Raw genomic sequence first — 16,972 nt, 5'->3', positions numbered from 1 at the left:
GATACCTCATCAGACAATGTCGTTCACGTTCAGCCAGCGGCCTTCCCGGTGCGAGAGCGCGATTGCATCCAGCACGCGCGATACCTTCCAGCCCTCTTCGAAGTCCGGCCACATCGGCGCGTCGGCGGCAATCCCGTCCACCAGATCGCGCACCTCCACCGTTTTTTGATCGTTAAAGCCAATCCCGTGTCCTGCGCCCATGCAGAACGCGGCGTAGTCCGGGTGCGCCGGGCCGACGAGCAGGGTGCGGAACCCCTGACGGTTAACCGGATCGTCATGCAGATAGAGCTTCAGCTCGGCCATGCGCTCCTGGGTGAAGCTGATGGCGCCTTTCGTCCCGGTGATGACGTACGACAGCCCCATCTTGCGGCCGCAGGCGACGCGGGAGGTTTCAATAACCCCTTGCGCGCCGCCCGCAAAGCGCACCATCGCGTGGGCCTGATCCTCATTTTCGACGGCAATCATCTCCGACGATCCGGCCTTCGCCGGGCGCGCCGGGACCACGATCTTCAGATCGCCGCAGACCTGCTCGATATCCCCCACCAGGTACTGAGCCATGTTGACGATATGCGCCGCCAGGTCGCCCAGCGCCCCCAGCCCGGCGGTCTCTTTAAAGCAGTGCCAGTGAATAGGCGACAGCGGGTCGGCCATATAGTCTTCGTTGTGGGTGCCGTAGAAGTGGATCACCTCGCCTATCTCACCGCGGGCGATAATCTCTTTCGCCAGCTGCGCCGTCGGGTTCTTCATGTAGTTGAACCCCACCAGCGTTTTCACCCCGGCCTGCTTCGCGGCGTCAACCATCTCCCGCGCGTCGTGGGCGTTCAGCGCCAGCGGCTTCTCCGAGTAGACGTGCTTGCCGTGGCGGATCGCCTCCAGCGCCATCTCTTTATGCAGATGGTTGGGTGAGCAAATATCCACCACATCAATAGCCGGGTCGGCCACCAGCGCCCGCCAGTCGCCGGTGGAGCGGTTGAAGCCAAACGCCCGCGCGCGCGCTGCCGCCAGCTCCGGCGTGACTTCCGCCACCATCTCGCGCACCAGCCTGCCGCGCAGGTTGAACACCGTTGGGGCCTGGGCATACGCGATAGCGTGCGCCTTGCCGATATACCCGGTGCCAATTAATCCAATACGAACCTCTTTCATCGTGATCCTCACAGTGCGCCGCGACGGCTCTTGGCGTAGGTGTCAAACGCCACCGCCAGAACGATAATTAATCCGGTGATAATCTGCTGGTAGTAGGCCGAGACGTTCATCAGCACCAGGCCGTTAATCAGAATCCCCATGATGATGGAGCCGATAATGGTGCCGCCGATGCGCCCGTAGCCGCCCATCAGCGAGGTACCGCCGATCACCACGGAGGCGATGACGCGCAGCTCAAAGGAGATCCCGGCCACCGCCTCGGCGCTCCCCAGACGCGCGCTCAGGATGAAGCCCGCCAGTCCCGCCAGACAGCCGATCAGCACATAGACGCTGACCAGCACGCGCTTGACGTTCACCCCCGCCAGGCGCGCCGCCTCCGGGTTACCGCCGATGGCGTAGACGAAGCGGCCCCAGCGGGTTTTATGCAGCGCCAGATAGCCGCCGAGGGCGACGATGGCGAAGATCCAGATCGGAATGGAGATGCCGAGCAGCTCCCCGCGCCCCCACCAGCGGTAGCCCTGATCGAAACCGGCAATCGGCGCGCCGTCGTTGATCACCAGCGTCAGGCCGCGCCAGATGGTCATCCCGCCGAGGGTCACGATGAACGGCGGCAGGCGCAGGCGGGTTACGCCCAGACCGTGCAGGAAGCCAATCGCCGTGCCCATCGCCAGGCAAATCCCCAGCCCAATCAGCCAGCTCATGCCGCCCCAGGCGTTCGGGTCGACGGTGGTGAAGTTGTCGCCCTTAATCACGTTCGCCGCGGTCATGGCGCAGACCGCCAGAATGGAGCCGACGGAAAGGTCAATCCCGGCGGTCAGGATGACAAAGGTCATCCCCACGGCCATGATCCCGTAGATGGAGACTTCGGTCAGGATGTTGAAAATATTGCGTTCAGAGAAAAAATTGCTGTTCTGCGACTGAAAGAAGATCAGCAGCAGGATCATGAAAATCAGCACCCCGAAGCGCTCGAAGAAGGCGATGGGATCGATGCGTCCGGCGCGTTTGACCGGGGCCTGCGTTTTAGAAATCATCTGCGTCATGAGAAACTCCGTTATGCCGCGTTCAGGGCGTTATGGTTGATGGCCATCATCGTCATCAGCCGTTCTTCGTTAGCGTCGTCGCCGTGGATCTCGCCGGTCACCCGCCCTTCGCTGAGGGTGATGATCCGGTCTGACACCGCCATCACTTCAGGCAGATCGGAGGAGATCACGATCACCGCCACGCCCTTTTTCGCCATGTCAAACAGCACCTGGTGCACTTCCGATTTGGTCCCCACGTCAATGCCGCGCGTCGGCTCATCGACGATAAGCACCCGCGGGTTGAGCGCCATACAGCGCGCGAGGATCACCTTTTGCTGGTTACCGCCGGAGAGCTTGCGCACCTCCTGCGCGCTGTTGACCATTTTGATCTGCAGCGCCTTGCGGTAGGACTCGATCAGATCGTCCTCTTTGCGGGTGTTCACGAACCAGCGCCACTGCAGCAGCGAGGAGAGGCAGGAGAGCGACAGGTTGTCGCGAATCGACAGCCCCAGCACCGCCCCCTCTTTTTTGCGGTCTTCCGGCACCAGCGCCACACCCTGATCGAGCGCATAAAGAGGGTCGCGCGGCTGGTACGGCACGCCGTCCAGTTCAAAGCTGCCCGAGGTAAACGCGTCCGCGCCAAACAGGCAGCGGGCCACTTCGGTGCGCCCGGCGCCCACCAGTCCGGCAATGCCTAAGACCTCCCCGGCGTGAACGTGGAAGCTGATGTCATGCAGGGCTATGCCGTGCGGATCCAGCGGCGGCTTTTCGCGGCTCAGCCCCTTCACCGCCAGGCGGACGGGTTTGTCTTCATGATGCGTTTCGCTGGCGGGACGACGGTTAAAGGCCACGTCACGACCGACCATCAGGCGGATCAGCTGTTCGACGTTGGTCTCCGCCACCGCGCCGGTGCCGGTGAAGCGGCCGTCCTGGAAAACGGTGAAGCGATCGCAGAGCTGGAAAACTTCGTGCAGACGGTGGGTAACATAAATAATGCTTACGCCGCGGTTTTTAAGCTCCCGCACCACGCGATGCAGGCTTTCCACCTCGCTATCGCTCAGCGCGGCGGAAGGTTCGTCCATAATGATTAGCCTGGCGTTGAGGGTCAGCGCCCGGGCGATCTCCACCATCTGCTGCTGGGCAACGCTCAGACGGGCGACCGGCGTGGTCGGCGCAACGTTCAGCTGCAGATAGTCGAGAATGACCTGCGCTTCCTGATTTACCGCCTTTTCGTCGACGATCAGATTGCGTTTACGCGGCTCGCGCCCGAGAAACATATTTTCCGCGACGGTCATGTTGGGCAGCAGATTAAATTCCTGGTAGATGGTGATAATGCCCTTGTTCTGGCGATCCACCGGGGAGTCGTCCACCGGCAGCGTTTCGCCGTTGAACCAGATATCCCCGCGGGTTTGCGGCTGCGCCCCCGCGAGCGCCTTCAGCAGCGTGGATTTACCCGCCCCGTTTTCCCCCAGCAGGGCGTGGATCTCGCCCGCGCCGACGGTCAGCTGGGCGCTGCTTAACGCCCAGACGCCGGAAAAGCTTTTTGCCAGGTCGGTCACTTTCAGTAAGGGTTGCGACATCGGTCTGCTCCTCCTTTAGAGTGAGCCGCCGCGCCAGCGGCGGCTGCGGATAAATCAGTTACCGGCCTCACCGATACGCTCAGCCTGCTGCAGGTTCTCTTTAGTGATCAGCGTCGGCGGGTAGTCGGCCCCGGTGATGGCTTTCTTCTCGCGCACGTTGGCCACCAGCTGGCTCATCGCCGTCTGCACCGCAAAGCCCGGACGCTGGTCCGCCGTCACCGCCAGCCAGCCGTCGCGCACGCGGGCCAGCGCTTCCGGTACCGCGTCAAAGCCTGTGACCAGAATTTCGCCCGGCTTCACGCCCTGGCTCTGCAGCGCTTCGATCGCCCCCAGCGCCATGTCGTCGTTAGCGGAGAGGATCACCTGAGGACGTTTCGGCAGCGAGGGCAGCACGCTTTCCACGATGCGCATCCCTTCAGAACGCATCCAGTTGCCGGTCTGATCGGCGACAATCTTGTACTTATCCCCGCCCGCCTTCAGGCTGTCGCGGATCCCTTTGGTGCGTTCGATGTTGGAGGAGGAGCCCGGCTGGCCGGTCAGCAGAATGATCTCCGCCCCGTCGGGGAATTTGGTTTTAACGAAGTCACCAATCGCCTGGCCGCCCTTGTAGTTGTTGGCGCCAAAGTGCGGCACCTTCTTCTGGCTGTCGACGGAGCGGTCAAGGGTGACCACTGGCAGCTTCGCATCCTGAATTTCATCCACCGCGCTGGAGACCGCGTTCACATCGTTCGGGGAAACGATAAAGCCCTGCGCCCCGCGGGTGATGGCATTTTCCAGGTCAGCAACCTGCTTCGGCGAGCTGCCCTGCCCGTCCAGTACCTGAAGCTTCACGCCCATCTCTTTTGCGGCTTTCACCGCCGTGCGCTGCATGTGAACTTCAAACGGCATGGCCAGGTTTGGCGTACTGAAAACGATTTGCTCGTTTTCGGCAAGGGCGGCCCCGGACGTCATGGCGATGAGGGCGGCTACGATCAGTTTTTTCATTATTATGTCTCTCTGTGTAGGGTAGTTGTGTTTAGAGGACGATCTCGCGCTGGCTGCGCAGTGACTCCAGCGCTTTATCCGCGAGGTACAGCGCACGTTCACCATCATCGCCGCTGCAGTCAGGCACCGCTTCGCCGCGCAGGACCGCGACAAAGTGTTCCCATTCCGCGGCGTAAGCGGATTTGTAGCGCTGCAGGAAGAAGTGTTCCGGCAGCGCGCTGGTGCAGCCCTGTTTGCCGTAGTGCTGCACCTGGTTTTCCAGAATGTTGCCCGCGCACAGCAGCCCTTCGGAGCCGTGCAGCTCCAGGCGCTGGTCGTAGCCGTAAGATGAGCGGCGGCTGTTGACGATGGTCGCCATCGCGCCGGAAGCGTATTTCAGGACGATAAACGCGGTATCGATGTCCCCCGCCTCGCCAATCGCCGGATCGACCAGGTTACTGCCCTGGGCATACACCGACACCGGCTCTTCGCCCATGATGAAGCGGGCCATGTCAAAGTCGTGAATGGTCATATCGCGGAACATGCCGCCGGAAACGCGCACGTACTCCGCAGGCGGCGGAGACGGGTCGCGGGAGATGATGAGCAACGATTCCAGTTTGCCGATGCGCCCGGCCTGCGCGTCGGTTTTCACGCGGCGGAACTGCGGGTCAAAGCGGCGATTAAAGCCAATGAACAGCGGCACGTCATACTCTTTGACCACCTTCAGGCAGTCGCGCACGCGGGCGAGGTCGAGGTGTACCGGCTTTTCACAGAAGATGGCCTTGCCGTGGCGGGCGGCCATTTCAATCAGGTCCGCGTGGGTATCGGTGGCAGAGGCGATCAGCACGGCGTGAACGTTAGGGTCGGTCATCGCTTCATCCAGGCTCTGCTGGCGGGCCTGATACTGCGTGGCGAGGCGGGTGGAAAATTCCTGATTCGGGTCAACCACGGACCAGAGCGTGGTCGCGCCGTGGCTGGCGATGTTAGCTGCATGTACCTGGCCAATTCGGCCAGCGCCCAGTAAAGCAATGTTAAACATAACGGCTCCCGGTGTTGGTGAATGCTGTGAACTAACGACCCTATAAATAAAACATTTATTTCATTTTTATAAATAGTGAAAATTATGTTTTTGAGTGCGGGTTAACACTTTTGAGATGAATGAGATAAATTTTGTTATCAATCTCACAACATCGCGGGAGATGTGCCCCTCACCATAACTCTCTCCCCAAAGGGGAGAGGGGACGGTACGGCGCGGTCTTTTCTCCCTCTCCCCTTTGGGGAGAGGGCTGGGGTGAGGGGAAAATAAAAATGAAATGAAAATTTCGTTACGGCGGAAAAACTTAATACTGACGGGCTTTTTTCACCTGCGCCTGCGTTTGCTCCGCGGCTTCACGCACGGCAGACGATTCCGCCACCTGCGCATCACCGGTTCGCCACCAGGAGGCGTAGTCGTGGGTCATGGTCTTCGGTAGCACCTTGATGTCCAGCAGCGTTGGGCCGGGATGCGCCCGCGATGCCTCGAGCGCCGCCAGCAGGCTTTGCTCGTCGTGCACCCGCCACGCGCGGCAGCCGTAGCTCTGCGCATTTTGCGCGAAGTCGACCTTCACCAGCGGACCGTCAAGCCGTCCGGTTTCCGGGTTGCGATGGCGGTTTTCCGTGCCAAAGCTGCCCATACCGTGCCCCATCTGCAGGTTGTTAATGCAGCCGAAGCTGGCATTATCAAACAGCAGAACGGTGACCTTAATGCCCTCCTGCACCGCGGTTTGCAGCTCGGAGTGCAGCATCATGTAGGAGCCATCCCCCACCATGGCGTATACCGGCTGCTCGGGTCGGGCAAGCTTCGCGCCGATGGCTGCCGCAATCTCATAGCCCATGCAGGAGTAGCCGTACTCCAGGTGATAGCTGTCCGGCGTTTTGACCTGCCAGAGGCGCTGTAAATCGCCCGGCAGCGAACCGGCCGCGCCCACCACGATGGCGTTATCTTCCACATGCTGGTTGATCAGCCCCAGCACCCGCGTCTGGGTCAGGCGGGTATTGAGCGCCTCGCCGTACTCCGCCAGCTGCGCGTCCAGGTGCCCCGCCACTTCGGGCGCGTCGTCAGGACGCCACTGGCGATCCCACAGGCGGCGGCACTCGTCGCGCCAGGCGGATTTCGCCTCAGCGATCGCCTCTCCCCAGCCGCTGCGGTAATCACCGAGCGCGTGGGTCAATGCCTCGAGCCCGGTTTGAGCGTCGGCAATCAGCGCCGTGGCGTCCAGCTTCAGAGCGTCAAACTCGGCCACGTTCAGCAGCAGAAATTCGACGTCCGGATGGGAAAAGAGCGCCTTGGAGCCGGTGGTAAAGTCGGTCAGACGCGTGCCGATGCCAATCACCAGGTCAGCCTGAGGCGCGAGCTGGTTGGCCGCCATTCCGCCCGTCACCCCTACGCCACCGAGGTTAAGTGGGTGGTCACTTACCAGCGCCCCCTTTCCGGCCTGGGTTTCGGCAAACGGCAGCTGCAGCGTCTCGACAAAGTCGCGAAACGCCTCATGTGCGCCGGAATAACGCACCCCGCCGCCGCACACCACCAGCGGACGACGCTTGCGGGCGATCAGCGCCCGCGCCTGCGCCAGACGCTGCGGATCGGGCGGACGACGCTCGATGTGGTGCACACGACGCGCAAAGAAGCTTAGCGGGTAATCCCACGCTTCCCCCTGCACGTCCTGCGGCAGGCAAATCGTCACCGCACCGGTATCTGCCGGGTCAGTAAGCGTTCGCATCGCGCTAAGCATTGCGCTCATCAGCTGCTCGGGACGGTAGATGCGGTCCCAGTAGCGGGAGACCGGACGGAAGCAGTCGTTGGTGCTGATGCTGAGATCGTGATACTGCTCGATCTGCTGCAGTACCGGGTCCGGCTGGCGGCTGGCGTAGATATCGCCCGGGAGCAGCAGCAGCGGGATGCGGTTCGCCGTGGCGGTTGCCGCGGCCGTGACCATATTGGCGGCACCCGGCCCGACGGAGGAGGTGACGGCAAAAATGCGCTGACGGCGGTGCTGTTTGGCGAATCCCGTCGCCATATGGGCGATGCCCTGCTCGTTGCAGCCCTGCATCACCTGCAGATGGCCGGGATCCTGCTCCAGCGCCTGGCCAATGCCCAGCACGTTGCCGTGCCCAAAGATGGTGGCGACGCCTTCCACGAAGGGGGTTTCATCGCCATCCACGCTAACGTACTGTTGATTAAGGAACCGGACCAGCGCCTGGGCCATGGTCATACGTTCGGTTTGCATAACGCCTCCTGTCAGCCCAGCGTCGGCATGGAGAACGCAGCGCCTGTCTCCTGCTGCATTTCCGGCCAGCGCGCGGTGATGGTTTTCATTCGGGTGTAGAAACGCACGCCGTCGCTGCCGTGAACGTTGAGCGCGCCGAAGATGGAACGCTTCCAGCCGCCGAAACTGTGGAATGCCATCGGCACCGGGATCGGCACGTTGACCCCCACCATGCCCGCCTGCACCTCTTCGCAGAAGCGGCGCGCGCAGCCGCCGTCGCGGGTGAAGATTGCCGAGCCATTACCATATTCATGGCGGTTAATCAGGTCCACCGCGCTGGCGTAATCTGCTACGCGCACCACAGAAAGCACCGGACCAAAAATCTCTTCTTTATAGATGGTCATCTCAGGAGTGACGTTATCGAACAGCGTCGGCCCGACGAAGTAGCCCTGCTCGTGGCCCTTCACGCTAAAGCCGCGGCCGTCCACGCGCAGTTTTGCTCCCTGCGCTTCCCCGCTGTCGATATAGCCCAGCACCTTGCTGCGGTGCGCGGAGGAGATGAGCGGCCCCATTTCGTTTTCCGGCGACTGGTCCAGGCCCGGCCCGACGCGCAGCGCGGCAATCTGTTTCTCCAGCCGAGTACAGAGGTCATCGGCGGTTTTATCCCCTACCGCCAGCACCACCGAGAGCGCCATGCAGCGCTCGCCCGCCGCGCCGAAGGCCGCGCCCATGATGGCGTTGGTCGCCATCTCCATGTCGGCATCCGACATTAAAATGCAGTGGTTTTTCGCGCCGCCCAGCGCCTGGCAGCGCTTACCGTGGGCGGACGCGGTCTGGTAAATGTATTCCGCAATCGGCGTGGAGCCGACAAAGCTCACCGCCTGCACGCGCGGGTCGGTCAGGAGCACGTCAACGGACTCTTTATCGCCCTGCACCACGTTGAAGACGCCGTCCGGCAGGCCGGCTTCTTTCAGCAGCTGCGCCAGCGCGAGCGCCAGAGAAGGGTCTTTTTCCGACGGCTTCAGCACGAAGGTGTTGCCGGTCGCCAGCGCAATCGGGAACATCCACATCGGCACCATCGCCGGGAAGTTAAACGGCGTGATCCCGGCGCAGACGCCGAGCGGCTGCATGAGCGAGTGGCTGTCGACGCCCGTGCCGACGTTCGCCGAGTGTTCACCCTTTTGCAGATGCGGAATACCGCAGGCAAACTCCACCACTTCCAGACCGCGGGTCAGTTCGCCCACCGCGTCGGAGAAGACCTTGCCGTGCTCTTCGCTGATGAGGCGGGCCAGGCGATCCATGTTCTCTTCCAGCAGCGCTTTGAAGCGGAACATCACGCGCGCGCGCTTAAGCGGAGCATGACGCGCCCACGCCGGAAACGCCTGCTGCGCGGCGGCAATCGCCTGCTCCGTTTCCTGTGCCGTACTCATCACCACCTGGCGGATCTGCTCGCCGGTGGCCGGGTTGAAGATCGCCTGAACGCGCTGGCCTGAACCGGTGACACATTCGCCGTGAATAAAATTCGCTACCGTCTCCATCCTTAACCTCTCGCTGTTGATTCGTGACTGTTACCTGAACGCTGTGTACTGAACACTATATATGAAACAAATATTCCATTTTAAGTTGAAATAAAATAAATGATGATTATTGTGATCAAGGATGGATTTTTATGTTAACAGCCAGCACCACTGACGCCACGTGCGCTATTAAGGGATCTCGGGCGAGGAAATGACTGAATCTTCTGTTTCATTTTTGCTGCCAGATGGATGGCCGATATTTAAAAGACGCGGTTTTGCGTTTAGAATCATAAGACTGTATTTGGGGGATAAGATGACAACAGCAACAAGCCTGAACGAACTGCAGCAGCAAATCCGCGATCGCTACGATAGCCTGAGCAAGAGGCTGCAGCAGGTCTCCCGCTACGTGCTGGACAACACCAACAGCGTGGCCTTTGATACGGTTGCCGTCATTGCAGAACGCGCCGACGTGCCGCCCTCGACGCTAATCCGCTTTGCTAACGCCTTTGACTTCACTGGCTTCAACGAAATGAAACAGCTGTTTCGCATGAACCTGGTGGAGGAGACCGCCAGCTACAGCGACCGCGCCCGGCTGTTCCGCGAGATGGAGAGCGAGGCCGTGCCGGAAACGCCGCTCGATATCCTGCAGGAGTTTGCCCGCTCGAACGCGCAGGCGCTGCAGCAGCTGGCCGCCCGCGCCGAGCCGGAGATGCTGGAGCGCGCAGTACAGCTGCTGGCCGAGGCCGACACCATCTACATCGCCGGACTGCGCCGCTCCTTTAGCGTCGCCGCGTACCTCACCTATGCCCTGAGCCACCTGGAGTGTCGCCCTATTCTGCTCGATGGCATGGGCGGGATGCTGCGCGAACAGATCAGCCGCATTAAGGCGCGCGACATCGTGGTGTCGATCAGCTTCTCGCCATACGCGGAAGAGACGGTGATGGTCAGCGAAACCGCCGCCAGCGTTGGCGCGCGGCAGATTGTGATTACGGACAGCCAGATAAGCCCCCTGGCGACGTTCAGCGACCTCTGCTTTGTGGTGAAAGAGGCGCAGGTGGATGCGTTCCGGTCACAGTCAGCAACGCTGTGCCTGACGCAGTCGCTGGTGGTGGCGCTGGCGTATCGGCTGGGTGAAGGGAAATAGGAAAATAAAAACCCCCTGCACGGGCAGAGGGTTTTGGGTTAATTCAGAGGAAAATTATTCCCACTCAATCGTAGCCGGTGGTTTACCGCTGATGTCATACACCACGCGGGAAATACCGTTCACTTCGTTGATGATGCGGTTAGACACGCGGCCCAGGAAGTCATACGGCAGGTGCGCCCAGTGCGCGGTCATGAAGTCGATGGTTTCCACCGCACGCAGGGAAACAACCCAGTCGTACTTACGGCCATCGCCCATGACGCCGACGGAGCGAACCGGCAGGAACACGGTGAACGCCTGGCTTACCTTGTTGTACAGGTCAGCTTTGTGCAGCTCTTCGATGAAGATCGCGTCCGCGCGACGCAGCAGATCGCAGTACTCTTTCTTCACTTCACCCAGCACGCGCACGCCAAGACCCGGGCCCGGGAACGGGTGACGGTAGAGCATGTCGTACGGCAGACCCAGTTCCAGACCGATCTTACGCACTTCGTCTTTGAACAGCTCGCGCAGCGGTTCAACCAGGCCCATCTTCATCTCTTTCGGCAGGCCGCCCACGTTGTGGTGAGATTTGATGACGTGTGCTTTACCGGTGGCGGAAGCCGCAGACTCGATCACGTCAGGGTAGATGGTACCCTGCGCCAGCCACTTCACGTCGTCCAGCTTCAGCGCTTCTTCGTCGAACACTTCCACGAACACGCGGCCGATGATCTTACGTTTTGCTTCCGGATCGTTCTCGCCTTTCAGCGCGTCCAGGAAGAGCTGCTCGCCTTCCACGTGAACGATGTTCAGACCGAAGTGGTCACCAAACATGTCCATAACCTGCTGGGCTTCGTTCAGACGCAGCAGACCGTTGTCCACGAAGACGCAGGTCAGGTTTTTGCCGATGGCGCGGTGCAGCAGCATCGCGGTCACGGAGGAGTCCACGCCGCCGGAGAGGCCGAGGATCACTTTGTCATCGCCAACCTGCTGGCGGATACGCTCAACGGCGTCGTCGATAATTTTTGCCGGGGTCCACAGGGCTTCACACTGGCAGATGTCGCGCACGAAGCGCTCCAGCATGCGCATACCCTGACGAGTGTGGGTCACTTCCGGGTGGAACTGCACGCCGTAGAAGCGTTTTTCTTCGTTCGCCATGATGGCAAACGGGCAGCTTTCGGTGCTGGCAACGGTCACGAAGTCAGACGGGATGGCGGTAACTTTGTCGCCGTGGCTCATCCACACGTCCAGCAGCGGTTTGCCGTCTGCGGTCAGGGAGTCTTCGATACCGCGCACCAGCGCGCTGTCGTTAACCACTTCAACCTGCGCATAGCCGAACTCGCGCTCGCTGGAGCCTTCTACGTGGCCGCCCAGCTGCATTGCCATGGTCTGCATACCGTAGCAGACGCCAAATACCGGCACGCCAGCTTCGAATACGTACTGCGGCGCGCGCGGGCTGTTCTCTTCGGTGGTGCTTTCCGGGCCGCCGGACAGGATGATGCCGCTTGGATTGAATTCGCGAATCTGTGCTTCCGTGACATCCCACGCCCACAGTTCACAGTAAACGCCCAGTTCACGCACGCGACGCGCCACCAGCTGAGTGTACTGCGAACCGAAGTCCAGGATGAGAATGCGATGTTTATGAATGTTTTCCGTCATTGACGCTAATTCCGAGGCAAGTGAAACAAAAACAGAGCGCCCGGCAGAAGCCGGGCGCGGAAACTTATCAGGAGCCCAGACGGTAGTTCGGGGACTCTTTGGTGATCGTCACGTCGTGAACGTGGCTCTCCTGGATACCCGCACCGCTGATGCGTACGAATTCCGCTTTAGTACGCAGCAGGTCAATGGTACCACAGCCGGTCAGACCCATACAGGAGCGCAGGCCGCCCATCTGCTGGTGAATGATCTCTTTCAGACGGCCTTTATAGGCAACGCGACCTTCGATACCTTCCGGCACCAGTTTGTCTGCGGCGTTATCGGTCTGGAAGTAACGGTCAGAGGAGCCTTTGGACATCGCGCCCAGGGAACCCATACCGCGGTAAGATTTGTAAGAACGGCCCTGGTAGAGTTCGATTTCACCCGGGGATTCTTCGGTACCGGCCAGCATGGAGCCTACCATTACGGCAGCTGCGCCCGCTGCGATCGCTTTCGCGATGTCGCCAGAGAAGCGGATACCGCCGTCAGCGATAACCGGAATACCGGTGCCTTCCAGCGCTTCAACCGCGTCAGAGACCGCGGTGATCTGCGGAACGCCCACGCCGGTGACGATACGGGTAGTACAGATAGAGCCAGGGCCGATACCCACTTTCACCGCGCTGCAGCCGGCGTCAGCCAGCGCGCGAGCGCCTGCGCCCGTCGCCACGTTACCGCCGATGATCTGCAGGTCAGGGTATTTGGCACGGGTGTCACGGATACGCTGCAGAACGCCTTCGGAGTGGCCGTGAGAGGAGTCAATCAGCAGGACGTCAACGCCCGCAGCAACCAGCGCGTCAACGCGCTCTTCGTTACCGGCACCTGCGCCAACCGCAGCGCCGACGCGCAGACGGCCATGCTCGTCTTTACAGGCGTTAGGCTTACGTTCTGCTTTCTGGAAATCTTTAACGGTGATCATGCCGCGCAGGTGGAAGTTGCTGTCAACAACCAGCGCTTTTTCAACACGTTTTTCGTGCATTTTTGCCAGCACCACGTCGCGGGTTTCACCTTCGCGAACGGTAACCAGACGCTCTTTTGGCGTCATGTACACGCTAACAGGCTGGTTCAGGTCAGTCACGAAACGCACGTCACGACCGGTAATAATACCAACCAGTTCGTTCTCTTCGGTCACCACCGGGTAACCGGCGAAGCCGTTACGCTCGGTCAGGGCTTTCACTTCGTGCAGGGTGGTGGTTGGCAGAACGGTCTGTGGGTCAGACACGATGCCGGATTCATGCTTCTTCACGCGGCGAACTTCTTCTGCCTGACGTTCGATGGACATGTTTTTGTGGATAAAGCCAATGCCGCCTTCCTGTGCCAGGGCAATAGCCAGGCGCGCTTCAGTCACGGTGTCCATTGCCGCAGAGAGCATAGGAATGTTCAGGCGAATGGTTTTCGTCAACTGCGTGCTGAGGTCGGCAGTATTCGGCAGAACGGTGGAGTGAGCGGGAACGAGGAGGACGTCGTCAAACGTCAGTGCTTCTTTAGCGATACGTAGCATGGGCAATATCTCTGACCTGGGTGGTTAAATATTGCCGTGGCATTATACAGAGCGTAACCGATTGCATCTACACTTTTTTATAAAAAAGCTTGCGATTGCCTCTCAGCAGGTTACTATCGACTGAATAACTTGCTGATTTAGAATTTGATCCCGCTCACATGTTATCCTCTCAATCCCCCTCAATTTATACCGTCAGCCGCCTGAATCAGACGGTGCGTTTGCTGCTTGAACAGGAAATGGGGCAGGTCTGGATCAGCGGTGAGATCTCTAACTTCACGCAGCCGTCCTCCGGTCACTGGTACTTTACCTTAAAAGACGACACCGCCCAGGTGCGCTGCGCAATGTTCCGCAACAGCAACCGTCGCGTGACATTTCGCCCTCAGCACGGCCAGCAGGTTCTGGTCCGCGCCAATATCACCCTGTATGAGCCGCGCGGCGACTATCAGATTATCGTCGAGAGCATGCAGCCCGCGGGCGAAGGCCTGCTGCAGCAGAAGTATGAACAGTTAAAAGCCCGACTCTCTGCCGAGGGGCTGTTCGACCAGCAGTACAAAAAGACGCTGCCCTCCCCCGCCCACTGCGTTGGGGTCATCACCTCGAAAACCGGTGCGGCACTGCACGATATTTTGCACGTGCTGAAGCGTCGCGACCCTTCCCTGCCCGTCATCATCTACCCGACCGCCGTGCAGGGTGACGATGCGCCGGGCCAGATTGTGCGCGCCATTGAGCTGGCGAACGTCCGTCAGGAGTGCGACGTCCTAATCGTCGGGCGCGGTGGCGGCTCGCTGGAAGACTTGTGGAGCTTTAACGACGAGCGCGTGGCGCGGGCAATCTTTGCAAGTCAGATCCCCGTGGTGAGCGCCGTCGGCCACGAAACGGACGTAACGATCGCCGATTTTGTCGCGGATCTCCGCGCGCCGACGCCGTCCGCGGCGGCGGAAGTGGTCAGCCGCAACCAGCTGGAGCTGCTGCGTCAGATTCAGAACGGCCAGCAGCGTCTTGAGATGGCGATGGACTACTACCTCGCCAACCGGACCCGGCGCTTTACCCAGCTTCACCACCGTCTACAGCAGCAGCACCCGCAGCTGCGTCTGGCGCGTCAGCAGACCGTTCTGGAACGTCTGCGTCAGCGCATGAACGTTGCGGTGGACGCGCAGCTTAAGCGCGCGATATCGCGCCAGCAGCGCGCGACCCAGCGCCTGAACCAGCAGAACCCGCAGCCGAAAATTTATCGCGCGCAAACGCGAATTCAGCAGCTGGAGTATCGTCTGGCGGAAACTATCCGTGCGCGACTGAGCACCACCCGCGAACGCTTTGGCAATGCGGTGACCCACCTTGAAGCGGTTAGCCCCCTCTCCACGCTGGCGCGCGGCTATAGCGTGACGACGGCGACGGACGGCAAAGTGCTGAAGCAAACCAAACAGGTGAGTACAGGCGATGTGCTGACGACGCGCCTGTCAGACGGCTGGGTAGAAAGCGAAGTGAAATCAATTAAACCGGTGAAAAAAACGCGTCAGCGTAAAACCGGATAATTCTTCGCCGGTTACTTACTATACTGCTGCTATTCCCTTTTTTAATAAGGAGAGCAGCATGACCCATCTTAATAGCGTTATTCCGCCGTATATTCTTCGTCGTATTATCGAAAGCGGTTCCGAACCGCAGCAGCGCTGTGCCCGCCAGACCTTAACCCATGTCCAGACGCTGATGGCACATATGCCCGGCAAACCCGCTGCGCCGCACGTGAATAAAGCCGGGCAGCTTGAGCGTGATATTTACGACGCGAAGCAGACTCAGGAACTACCGGGTACGCAGGTGCGTTACGAAGGCCAGCCGTCGAACGGCGATATAGCGGTGGATGAGGCCTACGAGTATTTAGGTATTACCCATGATTTCTTCTGGAAAGAATATCAGCGCGATTCGCTCGATAATAAAGGGCTTATTTTAACCGGCACCGTTCACTATGGCCGGGAATATCAGAACGCCTTCTGGAACGGACAGCAGATGGTATTCGGCGACGGTGACGGGGAAATATTTAACCGCTTTACCATCGCCATAGACGTCGTGGCGCACGAGCTGAGCCACGGCGTGACCGAGACCGAAGCCGGGCTTATCTACTTTGAGCAGTCCGGCGCGCTGAACGAGTCGCTGTCGGACGTGTTTGGCTCACTGGTTAAGCAGTACCATCTGAAGCAAACCGCCGATAAAGCGGACTGGCTGATTGGTGAGGGATTACTGGCAAAAGGCATCAACGGCAAAGGGCTGCGCTCGATGTCTGAACCGGGCACCGCCTACAACGATCCGCTGCTTGGCAAAGACCCGCAGCCCGCGCACATGAAAGATTTCATTAAAACGCGCGAGGATAACGGCGGCGTGCATCTGAACTCCGGCATCCCCAACCGGGCTTTTTATCTGGCGGCAACGGCGATCGGCGGCTACGCCTGGAAAAAAGCGGGTTATGCCTGGTACGACACGGTTTGCGATCGCAATCTGGCGCAGGATGCGGATTTTGAGGCCTTCGCAAAACTGACGATCGCGCACGGAGAGAAACGTTCCGGCGGCGACGTGGGGGCGGCCATTAAACAAGCCTGGGAACAGGTGGGAGTGTTGTAAATGCAGGTTCCGGAACTGACGGATGACGCCGTTGTTGAGCTGGCCCGGGAAGGCGGCGTCGCTTTTATTCCCAAGCTGAGCGGACAGCGCACCATCGCGCTCTCCTCGCTCAATGAGGCCCAGCGCCAGCGCCTGGTAAGCATCCTGGAGCAGGCCTTTCCACGCGGTCAGCCGCCGGGACAGGCCTCGTCACCCGGCAGCGGCGACCAGCGCTATTTCCGCATCCAGATTATCTGGACCGGGCAAAATCAGGCGCACTACGCCGATATCATCGTGCTGATACCGGAGCAGGAAGCGCCCGAGTCGCTGGTCGAGCTGTGGAAGAAAGGCGAAGGCTGCGTGTGCGATTAACCTTCGGCCCGAACGAACTCCACGCGTTTTTTAGAGATAAGACCGTGGCCGTTCTGGCAGAAATAATCCACCGCCCCACAGGCTTTTAAGACCTGGAGTGGCTGATGGCACTCCGGGCAGCGGGCTTCAAGCACAATATCTTTATTACAGCTTTCGCAGTGTGCCACCCCGTTCAGGGGCTCAAGCGGTGCCTGGCAATCCGGGCAGGTAATCGTCATATTCTCTCCTGTTGGGTTT

The 16,972-nt window shown here is 60.1% G+C and carries 14 protein-coding genes; 4 read left to right on the top strand and 10 right to left on the bottom strand.

All coding sequences use genetic code 11. The features are described 5' to 3' along the window. Window positions 1-9: 9 nt before the first annotated feature. From USH94_RS00430 to USH94_RS00400, 7 genes are all read right to left on the bottom strand, one after another. Window positions 10-1,143 carry a Gfo/Idh/MocA family protein gene (locus USH94_RS00430; protein ID WP_111965166.1) on the bottom strand — a complete coding sequence of 378 codons (1,134 nt, stop codon included), beginning with the start codon at window positions 1,141-1,143 and terminating at the stop codon, window positions 10-12. 8 nt (window positions 1,144-1,151) lie between these two features. After that, the gene (locus USH94_RS00425) at window positions 1,152-2,180 is read right to left on the bottom strand and encodes an ABC transporter permease (protein ID WP_111965165.1); all 1,029 of its coding nucleotides are present in this window, start codon (window positions 2,178-2,180) and stop codon (window positions 1,152-1,154) included. A gap of 11 nt (window positions 2,181-2,191) precedes the next feature. Next, window positions 2,192-3,739: a sugar ABC transporter ATP-binding protein gene (locus USH94_RS00420; protein WP_111965164.1), complete on the bottom strand. Its 1,548-nt coding sequence runs from the start codon at window positions 3,737-3,739 to the stop codon at window positions 2,192-2,194. A gap of 54 nt (window positions 3,740-3,793) precedes the next feature. Next, window positions 3,794-4,723 (bottom strand): sugar ABC transporter substrate-binding protein, encoded by a 930-nt coding sequence (locus USH94_RS00415; protein WP_008502118.1) that lies wholly within the window; start codon window positions 4,721-4,723, stop codon window positions 3,794-3,796. A 31-nt stretch (window positions 4,724-4,754) separates the two neighbouring features. Then, entirely contained in the window at window positions 4,755-5,741 is a 987-nt protein-coding gene (iolG, locus tag USH94_RS00410) for an inositol 2-dehydrogenase (RefSeq protein ID WP_111965163.1), read from the bottom strand. A gap of 301 nt (window positions 5,742-6,042) precedes the next feature. Then, a complete protein-coding gene (gene iolD / locus USH94_RS00405; protein WP_111965162.1) occupies window positions 6,043-7,968 on the bottom strand; it encodes a 3D-(3,5/4)-trihydroxycyclohexane-1,2-dione acylhydrolase (decyclizing) in 1,926 nt (641 codons plus the stop codon). A gap of 11 nt (window positions 7,969-7,979) precedes the next feature. Continuing rightward, a complete protein-coding gene (locus USH94_RS00400) occupies window positions 7,980-9,485 on the bottom strand; it encodes a CoA-acylating methylmalonate-semialdehyde dehydrogenase (RefSeq protein WP_111965161.1) in 1,506 nt (501 codons plus the stop codon). Window positions 9,486-9,777: 292 nt separating this feature from the next. On the opposite strand from USH94_RS00400, the gene USH94_RS00395 reads away from it, so the two are divergent. Continuing rightward, on the top strand, window positions 9,778-10,608 hold the full coding sequence (locus USH94_RS00395; RefSeq protein ID WP_111965160.1) for a MurR/RpiR family transcriptional regulator: 831 nt from the start codon (window positions 9,778-9,780) through the stop codon (window positions 10,606-10,608). Window positions 10,609-10,662: 54 nt separating this feature from the next. Here the strand turns inward: USH94_RS00395 and guaA are convergent, their stop codons facing one another. Continuing rightward, on the bottom strand, window positions 10,663-12,240 hold the full coding sequence (guaA, locus tag USH94_RS00390) for a glutamine-hydrolyzing GMP synthase (RefSeq protein ID WP_111965159.1): 1,578 nt from the start codon (window positions 12,238-12,240) through the stop codon (window positions 10,663-10,665). Window positions 12,241-12,307: 67 nt separating this feature from the next. Continuing rightward, window positions 12,308-13,774 carry an IMP dehydrogenase gene (guaB, locus tag USH94_RS00385; RefSeq protein WP_008502128.1) on the bottom strand — a complete coding sequence of 489 codons (1,467 nt, stop codon included), beginning with the start codon at window positions 13,772-13,774 and terminating at the stop codon, window positions 12,308-12,310. Window positions 13,775-13,932: 158 nt separating this feature from the next. Between guaB and xseA the strand changes: the two genes are divergently transcribed. From xseA to USH94_RS00370, 3 genes are read left to right on the top strand one after another with little or no spacing between them, the layout of a single operon-like run. After that, window positions 13,933-15,306 (top strand): exodeoxyribonuclease VII large subunit, encoded by a 1,374-nt coding sequence (gene xseA, locus USH94_RS00380; protein ID WP_111965158.1) that lies wholly within the window; start codon window positions 13,933-13,935, stop codon window positions 15,304-15,306. A gap of 58 nt (window positions 15,307-15,364) precedes the next feature. After that, window positions 15,365-16,384, top strand: a complete 1,020-nt coding sequence (locus tag USH94_RS00375) for a M4 family metallopeptidase (protein ID WP_111965157.1) — start codon at window positions 15,365-15,367, stop codon at window positions 16,382-16,384. After that, window positions 16,385-16,735, top strand: coding sequence for a protealysin inhibitor emfourin (locus tag USH94_RS00370; protein WP_111965156.1), 351 nt, complete (start codon window positions 16,385-16,387; stop codon window positions 16,733-16,735). On the opposite strand, the gene USH94_RS00365 is transcribed toward USH94_RS00370, so the two are convergent. Beyond that, window positions 16,732-16,953, bottom strand: coding sequence for a zinc ribbon domain-containing protein (locus USH94_RS00365; RefSeq protein ID WP_039024586.1), 222 nt, complete (start codon window positions 16,951-16,953; stop codon window positions 16,732-16,734). The genes USH94_RS00370 and USH94_RS00365 overlap by 4 nt on opposite strands. Between the last annotated feature and the right edge of the window lie 19 nt (window positions 16,954-16,972).

It is taken from the genome of Enterobacter sp. 148H3, assembly GCF_034107425.1.
Lineage (GTDB): Bacteria > Pseudomonadota > Gammaproteobacteria > Enterobacterales > Enterobacteriaceae > Enterobacter > Enterobacter vonholyi.
The sequence above is the reverse complement of the archived record's forward strand: the minus strand, read 5'-3'. Positions and strand labels throughout refer to the sequence as shown.

Bases quoted from the DNA above. Each gene is read 5' to 3' on its own strand.
- USH94_RS00395 (WP_111965160.1), top strand. From the start codon at position 9,778: ATGACAACAGCAACAAGCCTGAACGAACTGCAGCAGCAAATCCGCGAT.
- USH94_RS00420 (WP_111965164.1), bottom strand. From the start codon at position 3,739: ATGTCGCAACCCTTACTGAAAGTGACCGACCTGGCAAAAAGCTTTTCC.
- USH94_RS00365 (WP_039024586.1), bottom strand. From the start codon at position 16,953: ATGACGATTACCTGCCCGGATTGCCAGGCACCGCTTGAGCCCCTGAAC.
- USH94_RS00375 (WP_111965157.1), top strand. From the start codon at position 15,365: ATGACCCATCTTAATAGCGTTATTCCGCCGTATATTCTTCGTCGTATT.
- guaB (WP_008502128.1), bottom strand. From the start codon at position 13,774: ATGCTACGTATCGCTAAAGAAGCACTGACGTTTGACGACGTCCTCCTC.
- iolD (WP_111965162.1), bottom strand. From the start codon at position 7,968: ATGCAAACCGAACGTATGACCATGGCCCAGGCGCTGGTCCGGTTCCTT.
- USH94_RS00400 (WP_111965161.1), bottom strand. From the start codon at position 9,485: ATGGAGACGGTAGCGAATTTTATTCACGGCGAATGTGTCACCGGTTCA.
- iolG (WP_111965163.1), bottom strand. From the start codon at position 5,741: ATGTTTAACATTGCTTTACTGGGCGCTGGCCGAATTGGCCAGGTACAT.
- xseA (WP_111965158.1), top strand. From the start codon at position 13,933: ATGTTATCCTCTCAATCCCCCTCAATTTATACCGTCAGCCGCCTGAAT.
- USH94_RS00370 (WP_111965156.1), top strand. From the start codon at position 16,385: ATGCAGGTTCCGGAACTGACGGATGACGCCGTTGTTGAGCTGGCCCGG.
- USH94_RS00425 (WP_111965165.1), bottom strand. From the start codon at position 2,180: ATGACGCAGATGATTTCTAAAACGCAGGCCCCGGTCAAACGCGCCGGA.
- USH94_RS00415 (WP_008502118.1), bottom strand. From the start codon at position 4,723: ATGAAAAAACTGATCGTAGCCGCCCTCATCGCCATGACGTCCGGGGCC.
- guaA (WP_111965159.1), bottom strand. From the start codon at position 12,240: ATGACGGAAAACATTCATAAACATCGCATTCTCATCCTGGACTTCGGT.
- USH94_RS00430 (WP_111965166.1), bottom strand. From the start codon at position 1,143: ATGAAAGAGGTTCGTATTGGATTAATTGGCACCGGGTATATCGGCAAG.